The sequence below is a fragment of the Pseudomonas sp. PS02290 genome (genome assembly GCF_029960075.1).
Taxonomy (GTDB): Bacteria; Pseudomonadota; Gammaproteobacteria; order Pseudomonadales; family Pseudomonadaceae; genus Aquipseudomonas.
In genome coordinates this window covers 41350-66863 of sequence record NZ_JASCOY010000013.1, presented here as the reverse complement: position 1 = coordinate 66863, position 25514 = coordinate 41350, and the positions used below count along the sequence as shown (strand labels likewise).

The 25514-nt window shown below is 63.5% G+C and carries 17 protein-coding genes; 1 reads left to right on the top strand and 16 read right to left on the bottom strand.

Features of this window, described 5'->3' with window-relative positions:
- Positions 1-41: 41 nt before the first annotated feature.
- From QMX88_RS09150 to QMX88_RS09115, 8 genes are all read right to left on the bottom strand, one after another.
- Positions 42-8687 (bottom strand): GH36-type glycosyl hydrolase domain-containing protein, encoded by an 8646-nt coding sequence (locus QMX88_RS09150; RefSeq protein WP_282368421.1) that lies wholly within the window; start codon positions 8685-8687, stop codon positions 42-44.
- Between the two features lie 127 nt (positions 8688-8814).
- Positions 8815-10191: an ATP-binding protein gene (locus QMX88_RS09145; RefSeq protein WP_282368419.1), complete on the bottom strand. Its 1377-nt coding sequence runs from the start codon at positions 10189-10191 to the stop codon at positions 8815-8817.
- Entirely contained in the window at positions 10188-10850 is a 663-nt protein-coding gene (locus QMX88_RS09140) for a response regulator (protein ID WP_282368417.1), read from the bottom strand. Before QMX88_RS09140 ends, QMX88_RS09145 begins: the two co-directional genes overlap by 4 nt.
- A gap of 10 nt (positions 10851-10860) precedes the next feature.
- Positions 10861-11502 carry a tetratricopeptide repeat protein gene (locus QMX88_RS09135; protein WP_282368415.1) on the bottom strand — a complete coding sequence of 214 codons (642 nt, stop codon included), beginning with the start codon at positions 11500-11502 and terminating at the stop codon, positions 10861-10863.
- Entirely contained in the window at positions 11499-12308 is an 810-nt protein-coding gene (locus QMX88_RS09130) for an SDR family oxidoreductase (protein ID WP_282368413.1), read from the bottom strand. Before QMX88_RS09130 ends, QMX88_RS09135 begins: the two co-directional genes overlap by 4 nt.
- Entirely contained in the window at positions 12295-12984 is a 690-nt protein-coding gene (locus QMX88_RS09125) for a TenA family transcriptional regulator (protein ID WP_282368411.1), read from the bottom strand. The genes QMX88_RS09130 and QMX88_RS09125 overlap by 14 nt, the downstream gene beginning before the upstream one ends.
- Positions 12981-14462 (bottom strand): AMP-binding protein, encoded by a 1482-nt coding sequence (locus QMX88_RS09120; protein WP_282368410.1) that lies wholly within the window; start codon positions 14460-14462, stop codon positions 12981-12983. The genes QMX88_RS09125 and QMX88_RS09120 overlap by 4 nt, the downstream gene beginning before the upstream one ends.
- On the bottom strand, positions 14452-15174 hold the full coding sequence (locus QMX88_RS09115) for a thermostable hemolysin (protein ID WP_442969442.1): 723 nt from the start codon (positions 15172-15174) through the stop codon (positions 14452-14454). The genes QMX88_RS09120 and QMX88_RS09115 overlap by 11 nt, the downstream gene beginning before the upstream one ends.
- A 189-nt stretch (positions 15175-15363) precedes the next feature.
- Between QMX88_RS09115 and QMX88_RS09110 the strand changes: the two genes are divergently transcribed.
- Positions 15364-15915: a cytochrome b gene (locus QMX88_RS09110; protein ID WP_282368406.1), complete on the top strand. Its 552-nt coding sequence runs from the start codon at positions 15364-15366 to the stop codon at positions 15913-15915.
- Positions 15916-15931: 16 nt separating this feature from the next.
- Here the strand turns inward: QMX88_RS09110 and QMX88_RS09105 are convergent, their stop codons facing one another.
- The 8 genes from QMX88_RS09105 to QMX88_RS09070 all read right to left on the bottom strand — a co-directional run bounded on the left by QMX88_RS09105 (position 15932) and on the right by QMX88_RS09070 (position 25472).
- Positions 15932-17674, bottom strand: a complete 1743-nt coding sequence (locus QMX88_RS09105; RefSeq protein WP_282368403.1) for an ABC transporter ATP-binding protein — start codon at positions 17672-17674, stop codon at positions 15932-15934.
- A complete protein-coding gene (locus QMX88_RS09100) occupies positions 17671-18618 on the bottom strand; it encodes an acetamidase/formamidase family protein (RefSeq protein ID WP_282368401.1) in 948 nt (315 codons plus the stop codon). Before QMX88_RS09100 ends, QMX88_RS09105 begins: the two co-directional genes overlap by 4 nt.
- 78 nt (positions 18619-18696) lie before the next feature.
- The gene (locus QMX88_RS09095) at positions 18697-20304 is read right to left on the bottom strand and encodes an ABC transporter substrate-binding protein (protein ID WP_282368400.1); all 1608 of its coding nucleotides are present in this window, start codon (positions 20302-20304) and stop codon (positions 18697-18699) included.
- Positions 20305-20331: 27 nt separating this feature from the next.
- Complete coding sequence (locus QMX88_RS09090; RefSeq protein ID WP_282368399.1) at positions 20332-21258, bottom strand: ABC transporter permease; 927 nt, start codon at positions 21256-21258, stop codon at positions 20332-20334.
- Positions 21258-22106 (bottom strand): ABC transporter permease, encoded by an 849-nt coding sequence (locus tag QMX88_RS09085; protein WP_282368398.1) that lies wholly within the window; start codon positions 22104-22106, stop codon positions 21258-21260. Before QMX88_RS09085 ends, QMX88_RS09090 begins: the two co-directional genes overlap by 1 nt.
- Positions 22103-22687 (bottom strand): ANTAR domain-containing response regulator, encoded by a 585-nt coding sequence (locus QMX88_RS09080; RefSeq protein WP_192172588.1) that lies wholly within the window; start codon positions 22685-22687, stop codon positions 22103-22105. Before QMX88_RS09080 ends, QMX88_RS09085 begins: the two co-directional genes overlap by 4 nt.
- On the bottom strand, positions 22684-23844 hold the full coding sequence (locus QMX88_RS09075; RefSeq protein ID WP_282368397.1) for a transporter substrate-binding protein: 1161 nt from the start codon (positions 23842-23844) through the stop codon (positions 22684-22686). Before QMX88_RS09075 ends, QMX88_RS09080 begins: the two co-directional genes overlap by 4 nt.
- A 461-nt stretch (positions 23845-24305) precedes the next feature.
- Positions 24306-25472, bottom strand: a complete 1167-nt coding sequence (locus QMX88_RS09070; RefSeq protein WP_282368396.1) for a DUF2314 domain-containing protein — start codon at positions 25470-25472, stop codon at positions 24306-24308.
- Positions 25473-25514: the final 42 nt, after the last annotated feature.

Below are 25514 nucleotides of genomic sequence, written 5' to 3'. Positions count from 1 at the left end.
GACGAACAGAGAGTACTCCAGCGCGGCGCTGGCACTGGAGGTCAATCATCGGCCGCCTTCTCGAATTCCACTGCCGCTGACGCTGCGGGCCGCGAGCCGCCGCACTCAATGCGCACCCGGCGTTCCACGCCATCATTCACCAGCGTCAGCGTGTCCCCCTCGACCGGCTCGCCATCCATAGTCATTGAGCTGCCCTGGGCATCGCCGCGGACCACCTCGAAGTGATACTGCGTCTCAGCGAATCGGTAGCTCAGGGTAAACCCGGGCCAGTCCACCGGCATCAGAGGGTTCAGCTGCAGCAGATTGCCGGTGCGTTGAAGCCCCAGCAGCGACTCGACGCCCAACCGGTACATCCAGCCAGCGGAGCCGGTGTACCACGTCCAGCCGCCCCATCCTGCATGGGGCGCAATACCGTAGACATCGGCCGCCATCACATAGGGTTCGACTTTATAGGTGTCGATCCTGGCGCCGTTGAGGGGGTCGGCCGGGTTGATCATGTGCAACAGCTCCCATGCTTTGGTCGTGTCGCCCAGCTGCGCAAAGGCCATTGCCGCCCAGACAGCCGCGTGGGTGTACTGCCCACCGTTCTCGCGCACGCCCGGCACATAGCCCTTGATGTAGCCCGGGTCCTGCAGGCCCTTGTCGAACGGGGGATCAAGCAGCAGGACCGCGCGGATGTCGGGTTTGACCAGGTACTGATCCACCGCCTGCATGGCCTGACGCTGTCGGGCGGGTGATCCGGCGCCGGACAACACCGACCAGCTCTGGGCGATGGAATCCAGCCGACACTCATCGTTGACGGAGGAGCCCAGCGGCTGCCCGTCGTCAAACCAGCCGCGGCGATACCACGCGCCGTCCCAGGCAGAGGCTTCCAGATTGTCACGCAGCTGTTTCGCCTGTTCACCGCAGCGCGCGGCGAATTCGCTGTCGCCGTGGCGCTCGGCCAGCCGCGCGAAGCGTTCAAGCACCTGACAACCGAAAAAGCCCAGCCAGACGCTTTCACCCCGGCCGAGATAGCCCACACGATTCATGCCGTCGTTCCAGTCGCCACTGCCCATCAACGGCAGACCGTGTTCGCCACGGCTCAGGCTGTGCTCGATGGCGCGGACACAGTGCCGATACAGCGGCTCCTGCAGCGGCGATACTCCGGGCAAGTCGTAATAGGATTCTTCACCCGGACCCAGGGCGCGCCCGTCAAGGTAGCCGGCGGGTTCGTCCAGCACGGACAGATCATCGGTGACCTCGACGTAGCGACTGGTGGCGGCCACGAGCCACAGGAAATCATCGGAGCAGGCCGTGCGCACGCCTCGATTGAGGGGCGGGTGCCACCAGTGTTGAACGTCGCCCTCGGCGTATTGATGATTCGCGCACAGCAACAGATGCGCCCGCGCCGCCGCCGGGTCGGCATGAATCATCGCCATGCTGTCTTGCAGCTGATCGCGAAAGCCGATGGCGCCGCCCGACTGGTAATAGCCGCTGCGGGCAAGAAACCGGCAGGCGATGACCTGGTACATCAACCAGCCGTTGAGCATCACGTCCAGGGCCGGCACGGGCGTCTTCACCTGAACCACGGAAAGCACCGAGCGCCAGTGATCCTTCACTTTCTGCAACTCCGCCGCCGCCACCTGCACGCCTTTGTAGCGTTGCACCAACTGGGTGGCCGCCTGGGGATTTTTCTCCGCTCCCAGCCGCAAGACCACTTCCGTGCCCTGGCCGTGTGCGAGCGCCACCGTCACCTGTATCGCGGCGCACGGGTCCAGACCGCCACCGGTTTTTCCGGACAGCCCCTTATGCCGCATCGCGGCGGGAGACTGCAGGCTGCCGCAGCGTCCGATGAACTCGGTGCGGTCCGCAGTGACACTGTGATCGACGGAGTCGGTATCGAAAAACGCCACACGCTCGCTGAATTCCACCGACCAGGCGTTGCGCGCAAACAATGCGCCGCTGGCAGGGTCCGAATGGGTGACCACGTGCATGGCTGATTTGCTGCGCAGATCGCCCAGCACCCACTCCACATAGCCCGTCACCGTCAGGTTGCGCTCACGCCCCGACACATTGCGCAGCACCAGCCTGGAGAACTTGATCGGCGCATCCAGCGCCACGTAAACCCAGAGCTCGCTCTGAATGCCGTCTTCCTCGTGCTCGAACACGGTGTAACCAAAGCCATGGCGCGTTCGGTAAGCGCCAGTGCCCGAGGCAGGTTGGGGGGTGGCTGACCAGAAATGCCCGGTGTCTTCATCCCGCAGGTAAATGACCTCGCCGACGGGGTCGCTCACCGGGTCGTTGTGCCAGGGCGTCAGGCGGTATTCGTGGGCATTTTCCGCCCAGGTGTAGGCGCTGCCGGACTCCGAGACCACTGTGCCCATCCGGGCATTGGCAATCACGTTGGCCCAAGGCGCTGGCGTGGGATGGGAGGCCGGTGCGTTGATGATGTACTCACGCCCATCCTGGCTGAATCCACCGTAGGCGTTGTTCAATGACAGCGACATGGGAAACGGGGCAAGGGCCTTCGATGGCACTGGCATATAAAGGCGGGTCGCTACAAACGGCGCGTGCACCCGGACCACGCGGCGGCGCTGAACCTGTTCGGCAAGCGTCCCCAGTCCTTCTGAAAACACCAGGCGCGCAGCCGACAGGATCAGCGTGCGGTCCTCGTTCGACATTTGCTGCGCCATGCGCACGAATAGGCCGCCCGGCCGGTCCACCAGCGTGGCTTCGCTGCCGGAAGTGACCAGTCCCATGATCGCGTCCTGCAGTTGCTGGCGATAACCCACCTGATCTTCGTTCCAGATCAACAGATCCGTCAGCAGGCCTTTCTGGCGCCAGTAGGCGTGAGCCTGAATCATCTTCTGGACCAGCTCGATATTCTCGAGGCTTCTGACCTGCAACAGCACGATGGGAAGGTCGCCTGAAATCGACTGCCCCCACAGGCCTTGCTGATTGCGCAGGTTGGCCGCCAGCACGGTGCTGTCGGCGCGCAGGCCTGCGTTGGCGTAAATCAGTGACGAGGCCATCTGCTCAAACAAACGGGCATCGGCGGGGGAAACGTTGAGCTGACGCAGCAGCACCTGACTGTGGGTCCATGACAGATCGAAAACCCGATCCGCCAGGTGCCGATCCCGGTATTTGTTGATCAGCGAGAGGCAGTCGTCGCGACTGTCCGCAACACCCGTCACCAGATCGATGGTGCCTTGCTGCCCGGGCTGCAGGGTGATCCGGCAACGGATGGCGACAATCGGGTCCAGGACCGGGCCGGCGCTGCCCGACAGTTGCTCGCAGTCCGGGTCCAGCGCTGCCGGCGACTGGGTGCTGCGGCCGCGACCGATGAAGCGCGCGCGGTCGGTCTCGTAGGAAATGGCCTGAATATCCACGCCATGTGCCGCGAGCAGATGGCACATCCACGGCGTGTGCTCATCGCTGGCGCGGGGCCGACGACTGCAAACGATGGCTTGCAGCGGCAGCAGCAGTTCGGTCTGCACGAACAACTTGCTGAACGCCGGGTGCATGGCGTCCGTTTCCGGCGAAGCCAGCACCACTTCCGCGTAGGTGGTGATCTCCAGCGTCCTCGCAGATTCCCCTCGGTTGGTCACGTGCAGGCGGCGCAGTTCGATGTTGTCTTCAGGGGAAACGACGATTTCCATATGGGTGTCGAAACCCAGTTCCCGGGTGCGAAACTCGGCACGGGCATCGCTGAAAATAGCCTCGTGGCTCTCGGCCCGGTGCAAGGTCGGCTGAAAGGCGGTCGACCAGACGGCGCCGGTGGCAACGTCCCTCAAGTAGCAGAACGTGCCCCAGTGATCCCGAGTGGTGTCTTCCTGCCAGCGGGTGGCGGCCATGTTTTCCAGGCGGCTGTAACCCCCACCTGCGCTGCTGAGCATGACGTGGTACTTGCCGTTGGACAGCAATTGCACCGCCGGGCGCTTGAGCCCCGGGTTGGCGAACACCCTGAGGTCATTCTCCTGGCCGGCGCCTGTATCCCCTGCGGCCGGCTGCTGGGCGGTTTGCAGGTAAGGCGCTGCCACTTTGGGCACCCGCTCTTGCAACAGCAGCAGGGCCGACTGCAGGGCAGGGTCGGATTCAAACCGCCGTTGCATGGGCTGATTGAGTAACACACTGGCCAAGGCCAGCAGACTCATCCCCTGATGGTGGGCCATGAAGGACTGCACCCAGGCATAACGCTGGCCCCTTGGCAGACGCGCTTCGGTGTAATCAATCGCTTCGTAGAATCCGTAGCGCCCGCAGGCGCCTTTGCGGGCAAGACGCTGCAGGTTTTTGCAGGCCGCCTCGGCGTCCACCATCAAGGCCAGCACGCTGGCGTATGGCGCAACAACCACGTCGTCGCCCAATCCGCGCTTGAGGCCGAGGGCCTGAACGCCGAACGCCCGGTACTGATAATTGAAATGCGCATCCAGCGTGTAATAACCCGATTCCGACACCCCCCACGGAATGCCCAGGCGCTTCCCGTGTTCGATCTGCACGGCCACCGCCGCACGGCAGGTCTGGTCAAGCAGACTGCCGTCGTAGTTGGGCATGACCAGCATGGGCATCAGGTATTCGAACATCGAGCCGGACCAGGACATCAAGGTCGGTACGCCGGCGCAGTCACCGAGCAGTCGCCCGAGGGTGAACCATGCCCGCTGGGGAATCTGACCCTGAGCGATGACCACGAAGTTGGTCAGGCGCACTTCCGACGCCAGCAGGTCGTAATAGCCGGTGTCCAGGCGACGCTCGTCGGCGTTGTAGCCGATCACGAACAAGTCGCGCTTGTGGTCATAAAGCAGGGAGAAGTCCATCTGCGCCAGATTGCCCGTCTGCAGGATCAGGCGATCGATCCGGGCGATGGCGTCGAGGGCGGCCTGGCGGACCGCGTCTATGCGCGGGTGATCCTCCGCAGCCCAGTCAGCTTCATCCAGTGTGGAAAGCTCCCGCAGCGTGCGGCCACGTGAGTGTCGACCGATCGAAGGCGTGGGCAGTCGATAACGTTCGAGGGCCGCGATCCAGTCATCACACTGGGCAAGCAACGCGGTTTGCCAATATGCGCTGTCTTCGGTGCCGCCCGCCGGCATGGCCGCCACCCGAGCACGGACGGTCTGTAACGCCGTCAACAGCGCACCGGTTTCATCGATTCCTGCGGACTCTTCGAGCAAGGGATAGAGCGCGTTCAAGTTGCCCGCGGCGTCCGTTGTGTCGAGCAGGGTGTCCAGCGTGATGCGCAGCCCCTTGAGCATGGCAGCATCGAACACCGCGGCGTCGGGCAGCTGGATCAGACCGGCACGCAGGGTCAGCAGGTGCCCGGCCAGATTGCCGCTGTCAACGGTGGAGATGTATTGAGGGCGCAGGGGCTTGAGGGTCTGCGTGTCATACCAGTTGTAAAAATGCTGCTGGTGACGCTCCAGGCTGTCCATGGTGTCCAGCGAGGCGGACAAGCGCTGCAGCAGTCGGTCGGTGCTGAGATAGCCGAAATCGTGGGCCGCCAGATGCGCAAGCAAGGCCATACCCATATTGGTCGGAGAGGTCCGGTGGGCGATCACCGATTTAGGCTCTTCCTGAATATTGTCAGGGGGCAGCCAGTTATCCTGCGGGCCGACGAGTTCGTCGAAGAACGCCCACGTCCGCCGCGAGAGCACCTGAAGGAAGCGCAATGCCTCCACCGAGGGCTCGAACACGGCATTTTCCGGCATCGCGCTCAGGCGCCAGGCGATCCAGGGGCCGGCAGCCCAGGCGAGCAGGAACGGCATGGCGATCGCCAGCGCGAGCGGGTCAGTCAGCAAGCCGACGAATCCGCAGAGGGCGAGCAGAGGGCCGAACCACATCTCGCGGTAGAGCGCCGGCAGCGGGTTTTGCGTGTTGCGCTCGACTTCGCGGGAGGGTTGCCATTGCAGCAAAAGGCGGCGGCTGAACAGGATGCGCCAGAGCGAGCGCGCAATGGCGCCCACGCTGTAATACATCTCGAACGGCAACCATGCGACGGTGGCCGCGATCTGGGCGAGGTCTTGCCCCAGACTCCGGCACAGCGCGGCCAGGTATTGCCGATAAGGCACGTTCAACGGCGGTTGCAACCCATCGGTCAGGGTCCTGAGCAGCGGTTGCATGACCAGCAGGCCGACCACCGCCAAGGTCCAGGCCAGCGGTTCACTGCTGGCGAACCAACCCCAGGCCAGCATCAGCAACACGGCCGCCGGCTCAAGGCTGCGGCGCAGGTTGTCGAGGATTTTCCAGCGCGCCATCACATCGAGACGGTTGCGTGCCCATTCGCCGCGCGTGTTCCGGGTCCAGGGCAGGATCCAGGGGATCAATTGCCAGTCGCCGCGAATCCAGCGATGACGTCGTTTGACGTCCACGCTGTAGCGAGACGGATATTGCTCATACAACTGCACGTCGCTGAGCAGGCCCGACCGGGCGTAGCAGCCCTCGATCAAGTCGTGACTGAGGACCTGGTTGTCCGGCAGACAGCCCTCCAACGCACAGGTGAACGCGTCGACATCGTAGATGCCCTTGCCAATGAAGGAGCCCTGTTTGAACAGGTCCTGATAAATGTCCGAGACCGCCCGGGTGTAGGGGTCAACGCCGCCGCCACTGCCGAACAGGCGCGAATAGATCGAGCGGGGGGTGCTGGTCAGGCTGATGCCGACCTGGGGTTGCAACAGCGCGTACCCGGAAATGACACGCTCACGGCTTGCATCGAACACCGGGCGGTTGAGTGGATGCATCATCGCGGCCACACACTGGCGGGCCACCTCGCCCGGCAGGAGGGTGTCGGTGTCAAGGGTCAGCACATAACGCACCGTGCCAAGGGCCGAGGTGTCACCCACGATGGTGGTGAAACGGTCTTCGCCCGCGCCACGCAGCCACGCGTTGAGGTCGGTCAGCTTGCCGCGTTTGCGCTCGTGACCCATCCACGCGCGTTCACTGGCGCTCCAGCGGCGAGGGCGGTGAAACAGGAAAAACCGCGCCGGCAATTCGTCCGCATACTTGCCGTTGAGCCGATTGATTGCCTCTGCGGCATAGGCGAGCAGGTCGGCATCCGGCGCTTGCACTTCAGTGGGTGAATCGAGGAAATCGGTCAGCAGCGCGAAGAAAAGATTGCTGTCGCGATTGGCCAGGAACCTGACCTCCAGGCCTTCGACCAATTCGTCGACGTCCGGGCGCGAACCGATCAGCGTCGGAACGGCGACCAGCGTGCGCGCCTCATCGGGAATCCCGTCGGCGTAATCCATCTTCGGCAGCATGGCGGGCAGCAGGCTGAACGTGACCAGCCAGTTGATGAGGCTGAAGGCCAGGCGACTGGTCATGACCAGGCAAGGCACTGCCAGTGCGATGAGCGCGAGATCAGGCATTCCGTCACGGTGTGCCGAGGACAGCAGCGGCAGCGCAAAAATAATCGTCAGGGCACCGGCAGGGGCCAGGTAAAACGTCAGCGGTGAGCTTTGCAGCAGGCGTTTCCAGCGTTCGTGAAAGGGCACACGGGCGCCGAGTTTTTCTTCAAGAACGCCGATTCCGGGGCCCACCAGAAAAAAACCGATATGGCGGACGAGATCATCTCCGGCTGAAGCGTCCCGGTGTTCCCGGGACAGCGCCACAACGCTCTGCGCGACGGACATCTCAGTGCGTCCACTGCGCCTGGCCAGCCGTTCGATGACGTGGCGATAGCTGTCGCGGGTGGCGAAGTCCATGCGCGGATAGACCTCGGCCGGGTCCTGTTGGAGGGTCTGCTCCACATGGCTCATGGCTTCGACAAACTCACGCCAGGGGGTCGCTGACAGCAGGCGCAGGCTGGCGATGCTGTTGCTGATGGACATCTGATCCGCAGACTGCTGCTGCGCATCGAATTGCACCTGCCGCTCGATACTCGAACCGGTCTCGGCGAGCAACTGCTCGATCCAGTTGAGCGGCAGCGCCAGGGCAGCGCTTTGACCCTGCAGCCGGCGGGCGAACTCGGCCACGAATGCAGCGGTCATGGGCGGGGAAGAATGGGCCATGTCAGCGACGCTCAGCACCACGCTTTTCACGTCGTGCTCGGACACCTCGATGAGCCGCTCGGCCCAGTCATCGGCCAGATTACGATCGTCCCAGTTGGCCATTACCCGCGAGGCGACCCGCCTCAGGTTCTCGATCAAGGCCAGGCGCAGCATGATCGGAATGGCCCACAACTCGCCCAGCGTCAGCGGCATGACCGTCTGATAAGAGACAACGAAGCGCTTGAGGCTCAGTTCGTCAAAGCGGCCGTCACCGTGGGAAATCGTCTCCAGGGCAATGTCATAAACCCTCGGCAGGCCGCTGGAAGGCCCATTGCTCAGGCGCGGCAACTCACGGCTGTAACCCTTGGGCAGGTGGGACCGTGCGGTGCGGATGTGATCTTCGATGAGGAAAAAATTATCGAGCAGCCACTCGGCGGCAGGGGTCATACGGCGCTCGGACGCCTGGGCTTGAGTCAACGCACTGCAGCTTTCCTTGAGCAATGCCTCGTTGTCATCCAGCCTGCCCAGCAGAAAGTCCCGCGTGGTGACTGCGCCGAGCTGATGTTGGTTGGCCAGGGCAATGCCGTGGCTGGCCATCTGGTCGGCGTTGAACAGTTCGGCGCGCAGCAGCCGTTCGTAGGCGAACGCAAGCTTCGGATGGGTCCCGGCGCGACCCGCCAGTCTGACCCGGGAGATCGCCTGTTTGGTGCGTGTCCATGTGCTCGTCATTAGTTTCCCTTAAATGACTTGCACTCCGGCGGACGCAGCGTGTTGGGCGGTGTGCACAGCGGAGCGCCGGCACCGATGTGCCCTGGTGAACGAAGCGTTCAAGCCACGACAGTGTGAGTACGCTTTCTCAGGGCTGTCTGTTCGCTGGCGCACATAGCGTCGCGCGCAGGCCTTTTGCTGCCCGGTTCTCCAGCGTGATTTCACCGCCGAGGCGTCGTGCAATCGATTGCACGATGGTCAGCCCCAGCCCGGCCCCCTGATCGTTGCCGCGACTGTAGAACCGCTCGAAAAGACGCTCCCGTTCGGCTTCGTCAATGCCGGGTCCCTCGTCCGCCACGCTGAGCTGGAAATAGCCATTGCTCACCCCCAGGGTGACGACCACCTGACCGTTCAAGGGCGAAAAATTGACCGCATTGGTGACCAGGTTTTGCAGGGCAATGTCGATGGCGGCGAAATCGGTTCTTACCATCAGGGAAGGTTCATCGCAGTCGAACACCAACTCCAGCCCCCGGCTCAATACCCACGGCGTCATTTGCACCAGGCTCTCGCGTACGGCCGCGACGATATCGGCGTTGCGGGTGAGAACGGCCCCTGCACCGGGTTCCAGCCGGGCGACGGTCAGCAACTGATTGACCAGCCGTGTCGTGCGGTCGACGCCGACGATGAGGTAACTCAGGGACTGGTCGCGCTGTGCCTCATCGTGTGCCTCCAGCACGTTTTGCGCATGCACACGCAGCACCGCCAGCGGGGTGCGCATTTCATGGGCGGCGTCGGCGATGAAGCGCCGTTCGCGGCTCAGCACCTCCTGAATCTGTCCAAGCAATCTGTTCAGGGCCGCTTGCATGGGCTCCAGCTCGCTGGGCAGCGGTGCCAGCTGCAAGGGTTCGAGGGAGCCCGGATGACGACCGCGCAGCGTGGCGGCCAGATCGGCCAGCGGCTTGAGTCCCCAGCCAATGGCCAGCCAGATCGCGCCCATCAGCAGCAGGCTGCCGATCAGATTGGGGATCACCGTGTGGCGAACGATGCGGTTGACCAGGTCCGAGCGCACGTCGTCGCGCTCGCCGACCCAGATCAGCAGGTCGTGTTGCTCGTCCCTGAGCACGAAGGTGCGCCACTCATGTTTGCCCAGATCATTGATGTCGCTGAAGCCGTTGTACTGCGGCGCACGGGTCAGGCTCGGCGCGCTGGGGGTGTGCACCAGCAGCCGGCCTTGAAGGTCCCAGACCTGAAAGGCGATTTTGCTCTCGTAGGGGTGGCCGTCGATTCGGGGTTCGGCCTGAGCCAGGGCCTCATTGAACGCCTGGTATAACTGCGCGTGCTCCTGCCGCGCCAGAGGCATGCGCATCACGCCCTGCAGCAACCGGGCATTGGTGGCGAGCTGGGCATCGTAGACTTCGGCGATTTCGTGGTTGCTGTCATGGAGGTTGACCAGCGTCAGGATCAACAGCCCGATCAGCACCAGTCCGAGGATCAGGGTCAGCGTGCGGCGGCGGATCGACGTCACGGGCGATCCTCCACCAGGTAGCCGACGCCGCGTACGGTGCGGATCAGCTCGCTGGAGAACTTCTTGCGCAGGTGATGGATGTGCACTTCGAGGGTGTTGCTCTCTGCTTCTTCGTTCCAGCCGTACAGCAACTGCATCAAGCGTTCGCGGGTCATCACCCGGCCAGGAGGCGAGAGCAGTTCGTACAACAGCTGGTATTCCTTGGGGGTGAGGGCGACGGGTTCGTTCTTGTAACTGACTTGCTGGGTGGCCGGGTCCAGGCGGATGCCCGCGTGCTCGATCGTGACCCGCGCGCGGCCGGCACTGCGCCGCAACAGCGCCCGCAGGCGGGCCTTGAGTTCTGACAGGTCGAAGGGCTTTATCAGGTAATCGTCGGCCCCCGCGTCGAGGCCGGCAATGCGGTCCTCGGTGGCGTCCCGTGCCGTCAGGATCAGCACCGGCAGCGCCGAGCCGCTTTCCCGCAGGCGCCGCAACACTGCCAGGCCGTCCAGCCTGGGCAATCCAAGATCGAGAATGGCCAGGTCGAAGACTTCGCTCAACAAGGCATGGATGGCGCTGGCGCCATCTTTCACCCAGTCCACCGTGTAGCCTTCGCGACTCAACGCCTGATGAATGCCCTCGCCGAGGGCAACATCGTCTTCAACCAGCAGCAAACGCATGAATGCTCCGTCATTTCAGTTTCTTGTTTACGTCCACCAGCAATAGCTGGATATCTTTACGGCGTCCACTGTCCGCCACTTCGCGGCCGGGGCGGGGTGCGGCGAGCAACGCCTTTTCCAGCGCTGCCTTCGCCTGAGCGTAGTGGCCCTGGCGGTAGAGATGATCGCCCCAGAAGTAAAGCGGATCGATGCCGTCGGGATTGAGTTTCAGCGCCTGCTCCAGCAGTCCTTGTGCCTTATCCGGGTCGCCGAACCCGATCGGCCATCCCGGCACGCGATCATAAAGCGCCGCCAGGCTGGCGTAGGCGGAGCCTTGCAAGGCATTGGGGTCCAGCGTCATGGCTTTCTCAAGATCGGCTTTCGCGGTTTTCACCTTGCTCAACGCACCGAGCCCGCCCTGGGCACCGGCCCAACTGCTGGTGACAATGCCCGACCATATCCAGGCCTCGGCGACGGCGGGACGCTGCTGGGTAAAAGCGGAGGACTTGGCGGCCAACTGTTCGAATGCAGAAACGCGCTGATCGTCCGGCAACTGGTATTGAATTCGCGCCCACTCCTGCTGAATCCCGGCCAGGCGTTGCTGGTCAGGGGCATCCAGTGCCCACACGGGCAGGGCGAGTGTGGCGAGCAGTACGACGAGTAGACGTTTCATGGTTTGGTGCTCTTGTCGAAGGGGGCGCTACTGAGTCGGCGAATGAGGGGCAAGTGCTTGCGCAGCCCACGGTCCACCACGGCGGGCAGCAGGCTGTTGAGGCGGACGAAGAACTGTTCTGGCCAGCCCATATAAAGCTCGCGCTGATTACCCACGATCGCACGGACAACGGCGGCGGCGACCGTCTGCGGATCGTCCTCGGCGGTTTTCAGTGCAGAGTTGAGCGCGCGCGCGGCGGGACTGTTCATCGTAGTGCGGGTGGCGCGCGGGGCGACGTACAACACGCCGACCCGCGTATCCGCCAGCTCACGGCGCAGGGCCTCGGAAAACCCGCGCAGCGCAAACTTGCTGGCGCAATACGTGGCGTAACCGGCATAGCCGATCGAGCCATAGGTCGAACCGACGTTCACCACCATGGCGCGGCTGGCCTGGCGCAGCAGCGGTAATAACAGGCTGGTGAGCTGAATCGGCGCGTTCAGGTTGATGTCGAGCATCGAATCGATCTCGGGCCCAGGCAACTGTTCCAGCATGGCGAAATGATTGATGCCGGCGGCGTTGATCAGCAGGTTGACCCCTTCCATCGCCTGCGCGGTCATCAGTACGTGCTGACGACCTTCGGCGGTGGTCAGATCGGCCTTCACCCAGTGCAACAGATGCGGGTACTGCTGTTGCAATGGCAACAGCGGCTCCTGATGACGGCAGACGGCGAGCACTTCGGCGCCATGGCTGCACAGCGCCTGGGCAATGGCCATGCCGATGCCGCCACTGGCCCCGGTCAGGACGACGCGGGTTTCAGACAGACGCATGGGCGAGTTCCTTCACGGGTTCGTCGTGTACGAGGGGCAACTGGCGGAACATCTCGGTGTACAAGCCGTACACCACTTTCGAGGCCTTGATCACGGCCGCCTGATCCTCCGGATCTTCGAGACGGTCCATCAGCGCGCGGTAGGTCTCCATGTGGCCGACATCGAGGCTGCCATGGGAACTCAGGTAACTGAACGCAGTGGCCGGGAGTGCCAGGCGCTGCTGAATGCTGCCGGCGGCATGGGTCGCCAGGGCGATGCTGGTACCTTCCAGCACGTTGACCATGCCGAACAGTCCCACCGGGTTGCCCCGCGCGATGAGATCGTAGAGGTAAGCGACCATGAGCTCGATGGGCAGACCGGGCGTGCCGTCACGCACGGCATCGGCATCGCCACCGCAGGCGCGCAGGTCGTTGAGGATCCACTGCTCGTGGCCGTATTCGTCTTCGATGTACTCGCAGACCGCGCCACGCAGCCATTCCAGCCGGGAAGGCAGGCGCGCGCCACAGGCCATCATCAATGGCATGGTGTGCCGCACGTGGTAGTAGGCCTGGGTCAGGAAGGCGCGATAGCTCTCCAGCGAGACCTCACCGTGCAGCGCCTCATGGATGACGGGCAGATTGAACAAGGTCTCGCGCTCGGTGCGGGTGGCGTCTTGCAGGGTTTGGAAAAAACTCATGATTGAAGGTCCTTTGCTCGCGTGGGCTCAGTGAACAGATGTCGATAATTCGCCAGAATGGCGTCGCGCCGGGGTCGGCCGTTGGCGGTGGCCATGCCGTTGGCGGTGGTGAAAGGCTGATCGAGACGCGTCCAGTTGTGGACGCGCGCGTAGTCGGGCAGCGCCTGGTTGGCCTGGGCGACAGCGTTGTGTATTTGCGCGTCGGTGGTGTCCGGGCGCAGTGGCCACAGCAGCGCATGATTGCGAGGCAGGGCTTCGCCGTAGACAAATGCCTGAGCGATCCGACCGCGTTGGGTCAGTTCGGCCTCGACCCACTCAGGGTTGACGTTGCGACCATAGCTGGTCACGAACTGATGCTTCTTGCGCCCGTGAAGGTAGAGATAGCCGTTGGCGTCGAACTCACCGAGATCACCGCTCGGCCACCACTCGGGTGTGGGTTCCGCGTCGCCGAGATAGCCCAGCATCCGCGACCCGCCAATCAGGACCTCGCCGTCTTCGGCCAGGCGTATCTGCACATGGGGCAAGGGTTTGCCGACGCTGCCGGGATGGTGGTCGTCGGGGCGGTTGAGGGCCACGACCGACGCGCACTCCGACAGGCCGTAGCCTTCGTACACCGGAACGCCGAGGGCTTCGGCGCGCAGCAAGAGTTCATGGGTGACCTTGGCGCCGCCCACTGCGATGAAGCGCAGCGCTGCCGGGTTAAACGCATTCATCTCGCAAGCGCTGACCAGCAGCAGCAACAGCTGCGGAACCAGGATCATGCTGTGGGGCTGGCGCACCGCCAACGTCGACAGCAGGCGCGGCAACTCCACGCCACTCGCCCCTTGTATGCCCAGGGTTCGCTGACTCGGCAGACTCAGCATGGCCCCGGCGTAAAGCGCGGCGTAGCAGCCAACGTTTTCAAGCAGGATCGCCAGAGGCAAGAGTGAAAGGTGGTGGGCGGGCTGGCGAGATTCGCTGGCGCGCTGCAGCTCGAATGCCACGGCGAGTACGCTTGCGGCGTCCAGGCAGACACCTTTGGGGGTGCCGGTCGTGCCAGACGTAAAGGTGAGCTTTGCCGTCCCGACGGGCAGGGGCGACGGCTGACGGTTCACGCGCCGCCAGAATCCCTCCTCATGACGGAATGCCGAGGGAGCAAGTTCACTAGAGTAGCTGTCGTCAGCAATGACCACGTCGGCCTGACTCTGCTCCAGGCAATGACGGCGCTGGGCGGCGCTGAAGAACGGCGGCAGCGTCACACAGGCCAGGCCTGCGAAGAGGATCGCCAGGTCCCAGATCAGCAGGTCCGGGCCATTCTCAAGGGCGAGGGCCACGACCCGGGCGTCGAGGTCCTTGAGCCTTTCCTGACGCAGATTGATTTCTGCGTCCAGCTCGGCATAGCTCAATTTCAGGTCATCGCCCCACAGTGCACACGCATCGGGCTGCGCGGCGGCGAGGTCAGTGATGCGCTGGCGGAAGCCGGTCAGTTCAGGCGACATGGCAACTGTCCTCCAGTGTCAGGGGTAATCTGAAGCGTTCAAACACGCCGCTGCTGCTCAAGTGCAGGAAGCCTGCGCGGATGTCTCCCACGTGCACGCTGGGTTGAGAATCGTAGTAATTGCCCCACGCGTGCCTGTCGTCACCCAGGCGCAGAGGGTCGGCAACGCAAAGCGTAAGGGGTCGCAGGCCAAGGCGATTGAAGCTGTTCACCAGTCCGGCGTTGCCGGTGAACGCCACCCATTCCAGGCCGCTCATGGCGAGCAGCCAGGTCACAGTGATGATGCTCAGTCGCGCGCTGCCCAAGTTGCTGGCGGCGAGGTTGCCCACTTCGACGATGCCCTGACGGTCCACGGGCCTGCCTGCACTGGCTTCGATGATGTGCTCGACAGGCTGATCCAAATAGTTCTCCAGGAACAGCGCGCCGGAGGTCGCCACCCGCACGCCGGCCACGGCGCAGAGGGTGCCTGTGTTGTCGTGGAGTCCAAACAGCTCCGGCATGAAGCTGCGGATCTCGGCGTTGTGGGCCTGGCGAAAGCGATGCTGGATAAACGTCTCGTAGGCGTCGCGCAGTGGCTCCTGAGTCAAGGCACGATTGAGCGTAAGGGGCGGTGATTGCGCAGTGCCGAATCCCATAGGCAGGCAATCCAGAGGCAGCGCACCGGACGGCTTTGAGTGCTGTGGTAATCGGTTATTCCAGTCCAGACCCTGCATGGGTGTGGCTCCTCCCCAGTGGTGATGGGGTGGAGTATCGGTGTCGATTCTTAACGAAGTCTGAAGGTAGAGAAATTCACCTGGCCTGGCGTTTTCGCAACCTGCGCGGCGTCTTCAGACTGTCTTAAGACAGTGGCCTCAAGGTGCGCGGAAATCAGCAACATCCTCCCACTCAGCGAGCGCCCCAACATGATTTCAACCCCACACCGATACGCCAGACTGTCGATGTCCCTGCACTGGTTGATGCTGGCGTTGTTCGTCGGCGTTTACGCCTGTATCGAGCTTAAGGGGTTCGCCCCTCGAGGAAGCACGTTGCGCTCGCTGTTGTCAGGCATGCACGGCATGTTCGGTCTGTCGATATTTGCACTGGTCTGGCTGCGTTTGCTGGGCAGACTGATGTACCAGGCGCCACCCATCACGCCGGCCCCTCGCACCTGGCAACTCGGGATGGCCCACCTCGTTCATGGGCTGCTGTACGCACTGATGATCGCGACACCGGTGCTGGCCTGGCTGATGCTGGCGGCGGGTGGCAAGCCGATGCCGTACTTCGGCTTCTTCCTGCCCGCGCCCGTGTCCGTCGACCCTGATCTGGCCAGACAAATCAAAGGCTGGCACGAGTGGGCCGGGAATCTGGGCTATTGGTTGATCGGCGTACACGCGGCAGCGGGGCTTTTCCATCATTACCTTGTCCGCGACAACACCCTGCGCCGCATGCTGCCGTTGACGGCCGAAAAGCGTTAAGCGGTCACTGCTGTTATCACTCCACCGCCACCCAGTGATCCGCCGCCACCGCCGAAAACCGCTGCACCGGCGCGACAAAATCCGCTGTTTTGATCGGATCGGGCCGTTCCAGCTCCTTGAGCAAGCTCTTGAAATCCCGGCGCCGGCCCACTTCCGGCACCGGCACTGCCGCCAGCAAACGTCGGGTGTAGGGGTGTTGCGGGTTGTGCAGCACCTGATCACGGGCGCCGATTTCGACGATGCGTCCGCCGTACATCACCGCCACGCGGTGGCAGATGCGTTCGACCACGGCCATGTCGTGGGAGATGAACAGGTAGCTCAGCCCATGCTCGGCGCGCAGCCGTTCCAGCAGCTCCAGCACCTGGGCCTGAACCGAGACGTCCAGCGCCGAAACCGATTCGTCCGCGATGATGACTTTGGGGTTCAGTGCCAATGCCCGGGCGATGCAGATCCGCTGGCGTTGCCCGCCGGAAAACTGATGGGGGTAGCGTTCAAGGGTGTCCCGTGGCAGGTCGACCTGCTGCAGCAGCTGCGCCACGCGCTCACGCCGCTGGGATTCGGGCATCTTGTCGTGAATCAGCAGCGGCTCGCCCACCAGATCGAACACGGTCTTGCGCGGATTGAGCGCCGCATACGGGTCCTGGAACACCATCTGCACGTCGCGGCGCACCCGCTGCAACGCGTCACCCTGCAAACCGTTGAGTTCCTGCCCGAGCAATTTGACGCTGCCCTGATAGCTGAGCATGTTCATCAAGGCCTTGCCGGTGGTGGATTTGCCGCAGCCGCTTTCGCCGACCAGCCCCAGGGTTTCGCCCTGACGCAGCTCGAAACTCACGCCCTCGACCGCATGCACGGTGCGCGTCGTTTCGAACCAGCCGTGGCGCAGAGGAAAGCGCACGCTGAGGTCCTTGACCGCGAGCACCACCGGCTGTTCCGTCATGACATCAGGCGGCGGGGCGCTGCCCAGCACCGGCACGGCGGCCAGCAATTTGCGCGTGTAAGGCGCCTGCGCGTCGGTGAACACCTGGTGCAACGATCCGCGCTCTTCCATGCGCCCCTGATTCATCACCACCACTTCATCGGCCATCTCGGCGACCACGCCCATGTCGTGGGTAATGAGTAAAAGGCTGGTCGCGAACTGCTGCTGCAACTCGCGCATCAGCTCAAGGATCTGCGCCTGAATCGTCACATCGAGCGCGGTGGTCGGCTCGTCGGCGATGAGGATTTCCGGCTGACAGAGCATCGCCATGGCGATCATCACCCGCTGGCGCATGCCGCCCGATAACTCATGGGGGTACTGGGTCAGGCGTTTGTCCACCTGGGGCATGCGCACGGCGTCGAGCATGGCGCGGCAGCGCTGGTGAATCTCGCTGCGACTCAACGCCTCATGCCGGCGCAGGGTTTCCGCCAGTTGCTGGCCGACAGTCAGCAGCGGGTTCAGCGACGTCATCGGTTCCTGAAAGATCATGCCGATGCGCTTGCCGCGCAGGCGTTGCAGCTCTCGCTCCGGCAGACTCAGCAGGTCGCGGTTGTCGAACAGGATCGCGCCACCGGGAACACTGGCCGCCTTGGGCAACAGGCCCATGATCGCCAGGGACGACAGCGATTTGCCGCTGCCGGATTCGCCGGCGATGCACAGGGTGCGGCGCGGATACAGGGCGAAACTCAACTCATCGACCACCCGACGCCGTGACGCGCCGCCACCGACGTCGATGCTCAGCCGCTCCACCGACAGACTCGGCTGCTCGGCTGGCTTCACTGGAACACCACTTTCGGAAAGTAGAACGACACCACCCAGTTCGGCAGGTCGACGATTTCGCTGATGCGCAGATCGCCGCACACCGAGCACAGCATATAGGCCTGCTCCGCCGGCATGCGGTGCTCGCGGCACAGCCAGTCGATGGTGTTGGCGACGGCCTGGCGGGCGGCTTGCATCAGGTCCGGGCCGATGCCGGTGAAGGCTTCGTAGCCGGCGCTGTCCAGGTGCCCCGTCACTGGGCCGGGGGTGCTGAAACGCGGCGTGGCCAAGGGCGTTTGCTTGATCAGGTCGAGCGTGACCACCACATCCATGGCGCTCTCGATGGCGGTGCCGCAGACCTCGCCATCGCCTTGGGCCGCGTGGGTATCGCCGATGGAAAACAGCGCGCCGGCGACTTCCACCGGCAGGTACAAGATGCTGCCGGCCGCCAGGTCGCGGATGTCCAGATTACCGCCGACCCGACGCGGCGGCACGATGGAATGCAGCCCGGCTTCGGCCGGCGCCACGCCGACGGTGCCGGCGAACGGCTTGAGCGGCACTTTGGCGAAATCACCGAAGGCGGCGGGGGCAAGGGTTTGCGTGTCGTAGTGCCACAGCGCTAACGCAGGCGCCTGAAACTGGTCGGCGAGCAGGCCGAAGCCGGGGATGTTGGCGGTCCAGCCGAAGCCCCCGGGCTTGAAGCTGTCCAGGGTTATTTTCAGGATGTCACCGGGCTCGGCACCCTCGACGTAGATCGGTCCGGTGACCGGATTGATCTGGTCGAAGGGCATGACGCTGACGTCGGCCACTTGCGATTGCGCAGTGAAATAGCCGTTGGACGAATCCCGGCAGTTCATCTGCAACGTAGTGCCGGGCGCCACGCGCTCGACCGGGGTAAAGCTGTGGTCCCAGCCGAAGTGGCTGTTGACGCTGTGAATGGTCTTGACCAGGCAGTTCTGGCACATGGGTGCGGACCTCGTTGCTAAGGGGCAGGGCGTGATGGCCTGTGACCCGGCGTCTACCGGGAACAGGCCAGCGCGAGATCACTTCACCCAGATGTAGTCATAGTTGACCGGCACGTGGACCGGGTCGACGTACAGCGCGTCGTCGCCACCCATGCGCTTGGAACGCACGGTGAAGCGTTGCTCGTTGAAGATCGGCACCCACGGCGCATCGGCCATGGCGTCGGTGAAGATCTTCTTCCATGCCTCGGTGCGCTCGGCCTGTTGTTCCGGGCGTGCCATTGCGTCAGCTTTGGCGGCGCGTTCATCCAGCGCTTTGTTGCAGTACAACGACCAGTTCCAGCCGCCTTCGACAGCGCCGGTGCAACCGAGAATCGGGCCGTAGAAGTTCGACGGGTCCGGGAAGTCGGCGATCCAGGCCATCCCGCCGGACCACACCATCGGCGCCTGATCTTTGGAGCTGCCGGCGGCAATCACGTTAGCCTGGGCCAGGGATTTGATCTGCACGCGGATGCCGACCTTGGCCAGGTCCTGCTGGATCGATTGGGCGATGCGCGGCTGCGGGTCGGTGTTCATCACGTACAGCTCGGTGTCGAAACCCTTGGCCAGACCGGCGTCGGCCAGCAGTTTTTTCGCACCTTCGGCGTCGTAGGGCAGGCCCTTGTACTGCGTGTCATAACCGGGCATCGCCGGCGGCAGCGGCTGGTTGGCCGGCACTGCGCGCCCGTTGATGATGCGCACGATGCGTTCCTTGCTGATGGCCATGTTGATGGCCTGGCGCACCTTGAGATTGTCGAACGGCGGCAGGGTGGTTTTCAGCGTCACGTAGCCGGTCTGCAACTGATTGCCGGTGACCAGCAATTGTTTGGAGGCCGGGTCGTTCTTGAACTGCAGGAACTGCGCGGGTGGCACGCCGTCGCCGGCAATGTCCACTTCGCCCTTGTTCAGGCGCAGCAGCGCAACGGTCGGGTCCTGGCCGATTTCGAAGGTGATCTTGTCGACGTAGGGCAGGCCCTTCTGGAAGTAATTCGGGTTCTTCACCAGTTCGAGCTTCTGCCCCAGTTTCCACTCGGCCAGGCTGAACGCGCCGCTGCCCACCGGGTGTTTGCCGAAGTCGGCGCCCCATTGCTCCACCGCTTCCTTGGGCACCACCGAGGCGAAGTTGATGGCCATGATGTGCAGGAAGGTCGCGTTCGGTGCGCTCAGCGTGATGGTCAGGTGTTGGTCGTCGACCACCTTGATGCCGCTGAGGGTGGTGGTCTTGCCGCCGGTTACGTCTTCATAACCGACGATGGAGCTGAAGAAACCGGCGCCCGGGCTCTGGGTTTTCGGGTTGACGGTGCGCTCCAGGGAATACTTGACGTCATTGGCGACCAGCTCACGGCCGTTCTGGAATTTCACGCCCTTGACCAGGGTGAAGCTGTAGACCAGCCCGTCCGGGGAAATGCTGTAGTCCTCGGCGAGGCTTTTCACCAGCTCGGTGGTGCCGGGTTTGTAGTCCATCAGGCGGCCGAACAGGCTTTTGATCATCGACCAGTTCTGCCAGTCGTAGCCAATCGCCGGGTCCAGCGTCGCGACATCGTTCTGGTAGGTCACCACCACATCGCCGCCGCTTTTCGGCGAGTCGGCCCACAGTGGCGTGGTAAACAGCGTGGCCGCCACGGCCAGGGTCAGCGCGTTGATCTTCATTGTTGTGCCCCGTTGTGTTGATGGAATTCAGTGCTGCTTGATGTCGATGCGCGGGTCCACCAGCGGGATCACCAGATCCGCCAGCAGGTTGCCCAGCACGATGGCCACCGCCGACAGCGTGGTGACGCCGACGATGACCGGGATGTCGACTTGCTGGATCGACTGCCAGGCGAGCTGACCGATGCCCGGCCAGCCGAACACCGACTCGACCACCACCAGCCCGCCCATGAACACGCCGATGTCGATGCCGATCATCGGGATCACCGGCACGATCGCGTTGGGCAGCACGTGCACGAACACGATCCGCGCCCGGCTCAGGCCCTTGGCCCGTGCGGTGCGGATGAAGTCCTGATGCAGCACTTCGATCATCGAAGAGCGGACCATGCGCGAATACCAGCCGCTGCCGAGCAGCCCGAGGGTCAGCGCCGGCAGCATCAAATGGCTGGCGCCGCCATAGCCGCCCAGGGGGAACCAGCCCAGTTGCACGGCGAAGAAGTACAGAAACAGCATGGCGGCGATGAATTGCGGCGCCGACACGCCGACGAAGGAGAACGCCATCAGCAGCTTGTCGGCGAAGCTGTCGCGCTTTAGTGCCGCGAGCATGCCCAGGCTGATGCCGATCAGCAGCTCGAAGCCGATGCCGGCTGCCATGAGTTCCAGCGAAGGCCGCAGTCGCGCGCCGATCAGTTCACTCACGGGGGTGCGCTGGATGTAGGAGCGGCCAAGGTCGCCGTGGAGCAGGTTGCCCAGGTAACTCAGGTATTGCTGATAGAAGGGCAGGTCCAGCCCCAGTTGCGCCCGAATCGCCGCGACCACTTCAGGGGTCGCGCTGCGCCCGGCGATTTGCCGCGCCGGGTCGGCAGGCAGCAGGAACAGCAACAGGTAGGTGATGAAGGTCACGCCGAGCAGAATCAGCAGCGCGTAACCGACCCGGCGGCAAATGAACGGCAGCATCAGCGACGCCCCTTGAGTGTGGGGTCGAGTTCGTCGCGCAGGGCGTCGCCGACCAGGTTGAACGCCAGAGACAGGAGGATGATCGCCGCGCCCGGAATGAACACCAGCCACGGCGCGGAGGTGAAGTAGGTCTGGCTCTCGAAAATGATGTTGCCCCAGCTCGGCGTCGGCGGTTGCACGCCCACGCCCAGGTACGACAAGGTGGCTTCCAGCAAAACGGTGGTGGAAATGCCCAGCGTCGCCCACACCAGAATGGTCGGCAGCAGATGGGGCAACAGATGGGAGAACAGGATGCGCAGGGAACTGGCGCCGAGGGTGCGCTCTACGGCGACGAAATCCCGCGCACTCAGCGCCACGGTTTCCGCGTAAATCACCCGGGCGATCTGCACCCAGTTGACCATCGCAATGACCATGGCAACGATCCACACGCTGGGCTGGAAAATCGCCGACAGGGCAATCGCCAGCAGCAGGGCGGGGAAGGCCATCATCAGGTCGGTCAGGCGCATCAACGCGCTGCCGAGCCAGCCGCGCACAAAGCCGGCAGTCAGGCCCACCAGCGTACCGATCAGCACCGCCAGCCCGTTGGCCAGCACGCCGATGAACAGCGAGGTGCGCGCGCCGAAAATCAACCGCGACAGCAGGTCCCGGCCGAGCAGGTCGGTGCCCATCCAGTACGGCGTCGACGGAGCCATGGGCGCGCCTTCCAGAGTCAGGCCTTCGACGAATTGCTCATCCGGGTCGAAGGGGCTTATCCACGGGGCCAGCGCCGCGAGCAGCACCACGGTGACGATGAACAGCAGCGAAATCGCCACGGCCGGTCGACTTAACAAGGCCTTGAGGGTGTTCATGCGCGGTCCTCGTCCCGCGCCGCGAGGAGGTCGACGCACAGCGTTTCGATCGGCCGGTTCAGCTGCATCGACAGACTGCGCAAACGCTCGTACGCCGTCGCCTCATTGATGCGCTGGGTCACCATCAAGCGCGCCAGGGCCTGGGCCATGAGCGGACGCAGTGCCAGGCGCTGTTGCAAATCGTTGAGCCGTTCGGCATCGGCGCGCTGCCGCTCGCGCAATCCCACCGCCATCATCAGCGTGGTGTACACCGAGCCCTGGCTGATGGGTTTGTTGAGCAATGCCGTGGCGCCAAGCTGCAGCGCCCGCTGGATCTGCGACAGGGTTTCGTGGGCCGTCAGCGCAACGATGGGAATGCTGGCCGCATTCAGCGCCTCAACGGCGAGGGGGCTGGCGAAATGTTCGATTTCAAGGATCGCCGCGAAACAGCCTTGGGTGTCACACGGTCCATCGTGATCCAGCGCTTGCGAGTGGATACCCAGGCGTTGAAGGCTCTTGCCCAGATTGGCCTGACTGCGTTCATCGCAGTCGATCAGCAGCAAGTGACCCTGGTCGAAAGCAGGAAAGGCGCGTGTGTTCATTTGACGATCCTCAAGCGCGGTGCCGGGGTGGCGTGTCGGTCGACCCCATCGGCGTGTACATCCGTAACAGTGAGATAAGGGTCGGCGGCAATGGGGTGAGGCGCCGACTGCACAACCTGGAAGCATCCATCGCGCAGTTCAGCGATATGACTGGCCAGCGCGCTGTGATGATTGCGCGCCGACAGACTGACGGTGCCGAGCACGCTGGCAACCGGGTGGCCGTAGAGGTGCTCGCAAATCGCCTTGGGCGACGCATCCTCGCTGACGTGCAAAGCGTCGGCGAACACCCGTAGCGACGTGTAGGCGCTGGTGTAATAGTGCGAACAGGTGCGCGGGCCATGGCGCTGCTGGCCTTCGCAGAACGCCGGGTCAAGCGTTTCAAAAAACGGCCCGCAGGACAGCAGCCGCAGCGCCTGCATCGGGCCGACCCCATCGAGCTCCGCTTCGGTCAGGTTGCAGCTGAGCACCGGCAGGCGCAGACCTTGGCGCTCACAGGCCCGATCCAGCTGCTGCAGAAACCCGTAGGACGATTCCCCCACCAGGTTGTTGAGCACGAACGCGGGCGGATCCTGAATCAGCCCTTCGATCAGCGTGTCGAAGCCAGTCGCGCCCAGGTGCCAGTACTTTTCCCCGAGCACTTCAGCGCCGTTGGCTTCCAGCACCTCCCGGGCAATGCGGTTGCTTTCCCAGCCCCAGACGTAGTTGGAGCCGAGCAGAAACGCCCGCCGACCGAACTGGCTCAGGGCGTAGCGCAGCAACGGCAACAGCGTCTGGTTCGGGCATCCGCCGAGGTACAAGACGTTCTCGCTGCTTTCGTAGCCTTCGTACGGGCTCGAATACCAGAGCAGCGCACCGTGCTGGTCCAGGTCCGGGATGATTTCCTTGCGGCTCGCCGACAGCGTGGTGCCGAAGATGTGCCGGACGCCCGCACCCAGCAGCTGCGCGACGCCACTGCTGTAGGCGGCCGGATCGCCTTGGGGGTCGACGCAGATGGCCTCCAGTTGCACGCGGCGCCGGGCGTCGGCGTTGATTTCGGCCAGCGCGTCCTGCAACCCGAGCAAGGCACTGCGGCCCATGCGCCGGTAGGTGCCTTCGGTCGAGAGCAGGAAGCCGACGTGAACGGTGGGGCGCAGGTCGGGAGTCAAAAAGTTCGTCATGGACAGCATCCATAAAAAAAGCCCGATCAACCCGGTGGGGGTCGATCAGGCTTCGATACCTGGCGCATTCGAGGCGCGTATGTGGACGAGACTTAAGGACCTGGGTCCGGCTTGTCGTTTTTTTTAACCATGAAATAAGCGTGCCAAGTAAATTCCGCCCGTATTGATGGCCTTCGCTGGCAGTGGTCTGCACGGCATTGCTCCGCAGTGGGGCGCTCGGTGATGAAGAGCCTCAAAGGGGAGCAGGGCGGATGCGGTGTGGCACCTGACGCCTTCCCGGCTGAAGCCGGTCCTACATCCCGGCCAGACCCGGACCCGTAGAAAGGGCGTGCAGCCTGCTCAGGCGTTCAATCGAGCTTTCATGAAATCAATGAACGCGCGCAGTTTCCGTGAGACGTGGAACGGCTCCGCTCGATGTCTCAAGGCGGTATGGTTTTTTAGGTTTCGGTCGCGCCACGTCACTACCGATGACTGATGAGGTAGCTGCCTAAATAATCATGCAGCACAAGGCCAAGCCCCATGACGCCGATCATCGCCACCAGATCCAGCACGCGGCTGTTTCCCGCTTTCGGGGTGCGCAGGCGCAATCGGTAGTACCAGGGGCCCATGCCCGCCAACCCGAAGCCGAGGATCAGCAACGCAGCCGCATAGTTGATCGGGCCCGGGATCTGGTTGCTAAGACCGGCGGCCGCCGCGCGTACGGGTTCGATCACCAAGTAATAAAGCCATGCGAGCGCCGCCGCAATCAGCGCCAGGCCGATTGGCCAGACAGGAAAACCTCCGGACTCGACCGGACCCTGGTAGTCGGTGTCCTTTCCCTCGAGCAGATCCACGATCCGGGGCCATCCCGCGGCGCGTGCCAGTGCCAGCGAGGTCTGGCCGTTGCAGTTGGATGTGAGCGGATCTGCACCGTGGCGCAGCAGTGCACGAACCACCGTGTGATTGCCCGCCAGCACTTCGCGGTGCAGGAGCAGCCATCCGCCGGCGTCCGGTTCCCGGATCACTTCCGGATGCTGGCGCAACCCTTCTTCGACCTTGTCGCGCATGTTCAGCGCCATCGGGTGCTCGCTACGTTCCAGGGCGGCCAGGGTCTGTCGATCCTGCGCACGGTCCAGATTCCGGGACAGCAGTCGCGGCGTCTGGCCTTCTTCAGCGGGCACCACTTCAACGCTGCCGGCTTTTCCGAAATCCAGGCCCCAGGCCCGGTCATGGGCGTCGCGCTCCTCGGTGGACATTCCGCTGCGCAGCGCATCGACCGTGAAGCCGCCGTAGACATGCCCGCCGCGGACGTACATCCAGTCGTTGAGGGCCGCCAGCGGCAGCGTCACCGGGTCGGACGCCTTCAGTGAGGTGAACCTGCGAGGTTCATTCATCAGCACACCGCTGATGGACTCCCCGTCAAACTCGATGTCGGTGACCCACATGTTTTCGACGGCAGGGATGTCGGGGTCGTCGGCGTCCAGCACGAACGACATTTTGACCGCCGCCATGTCCAGACTTTTGACGATTCTGCGTGCCTCCCATGACAGCTCGCGCCAGAAGAACTTGAAGGTGGCTTGGGCGCTGGCGACCGCCGCCTTGAGTTCGTCGCTCTCGCCTTTCACGCTGTAAATGATCTGTCCGGTCATAAGTGAGTCGTTCCCTCTGTCAATCTGCATAATGATCTACCA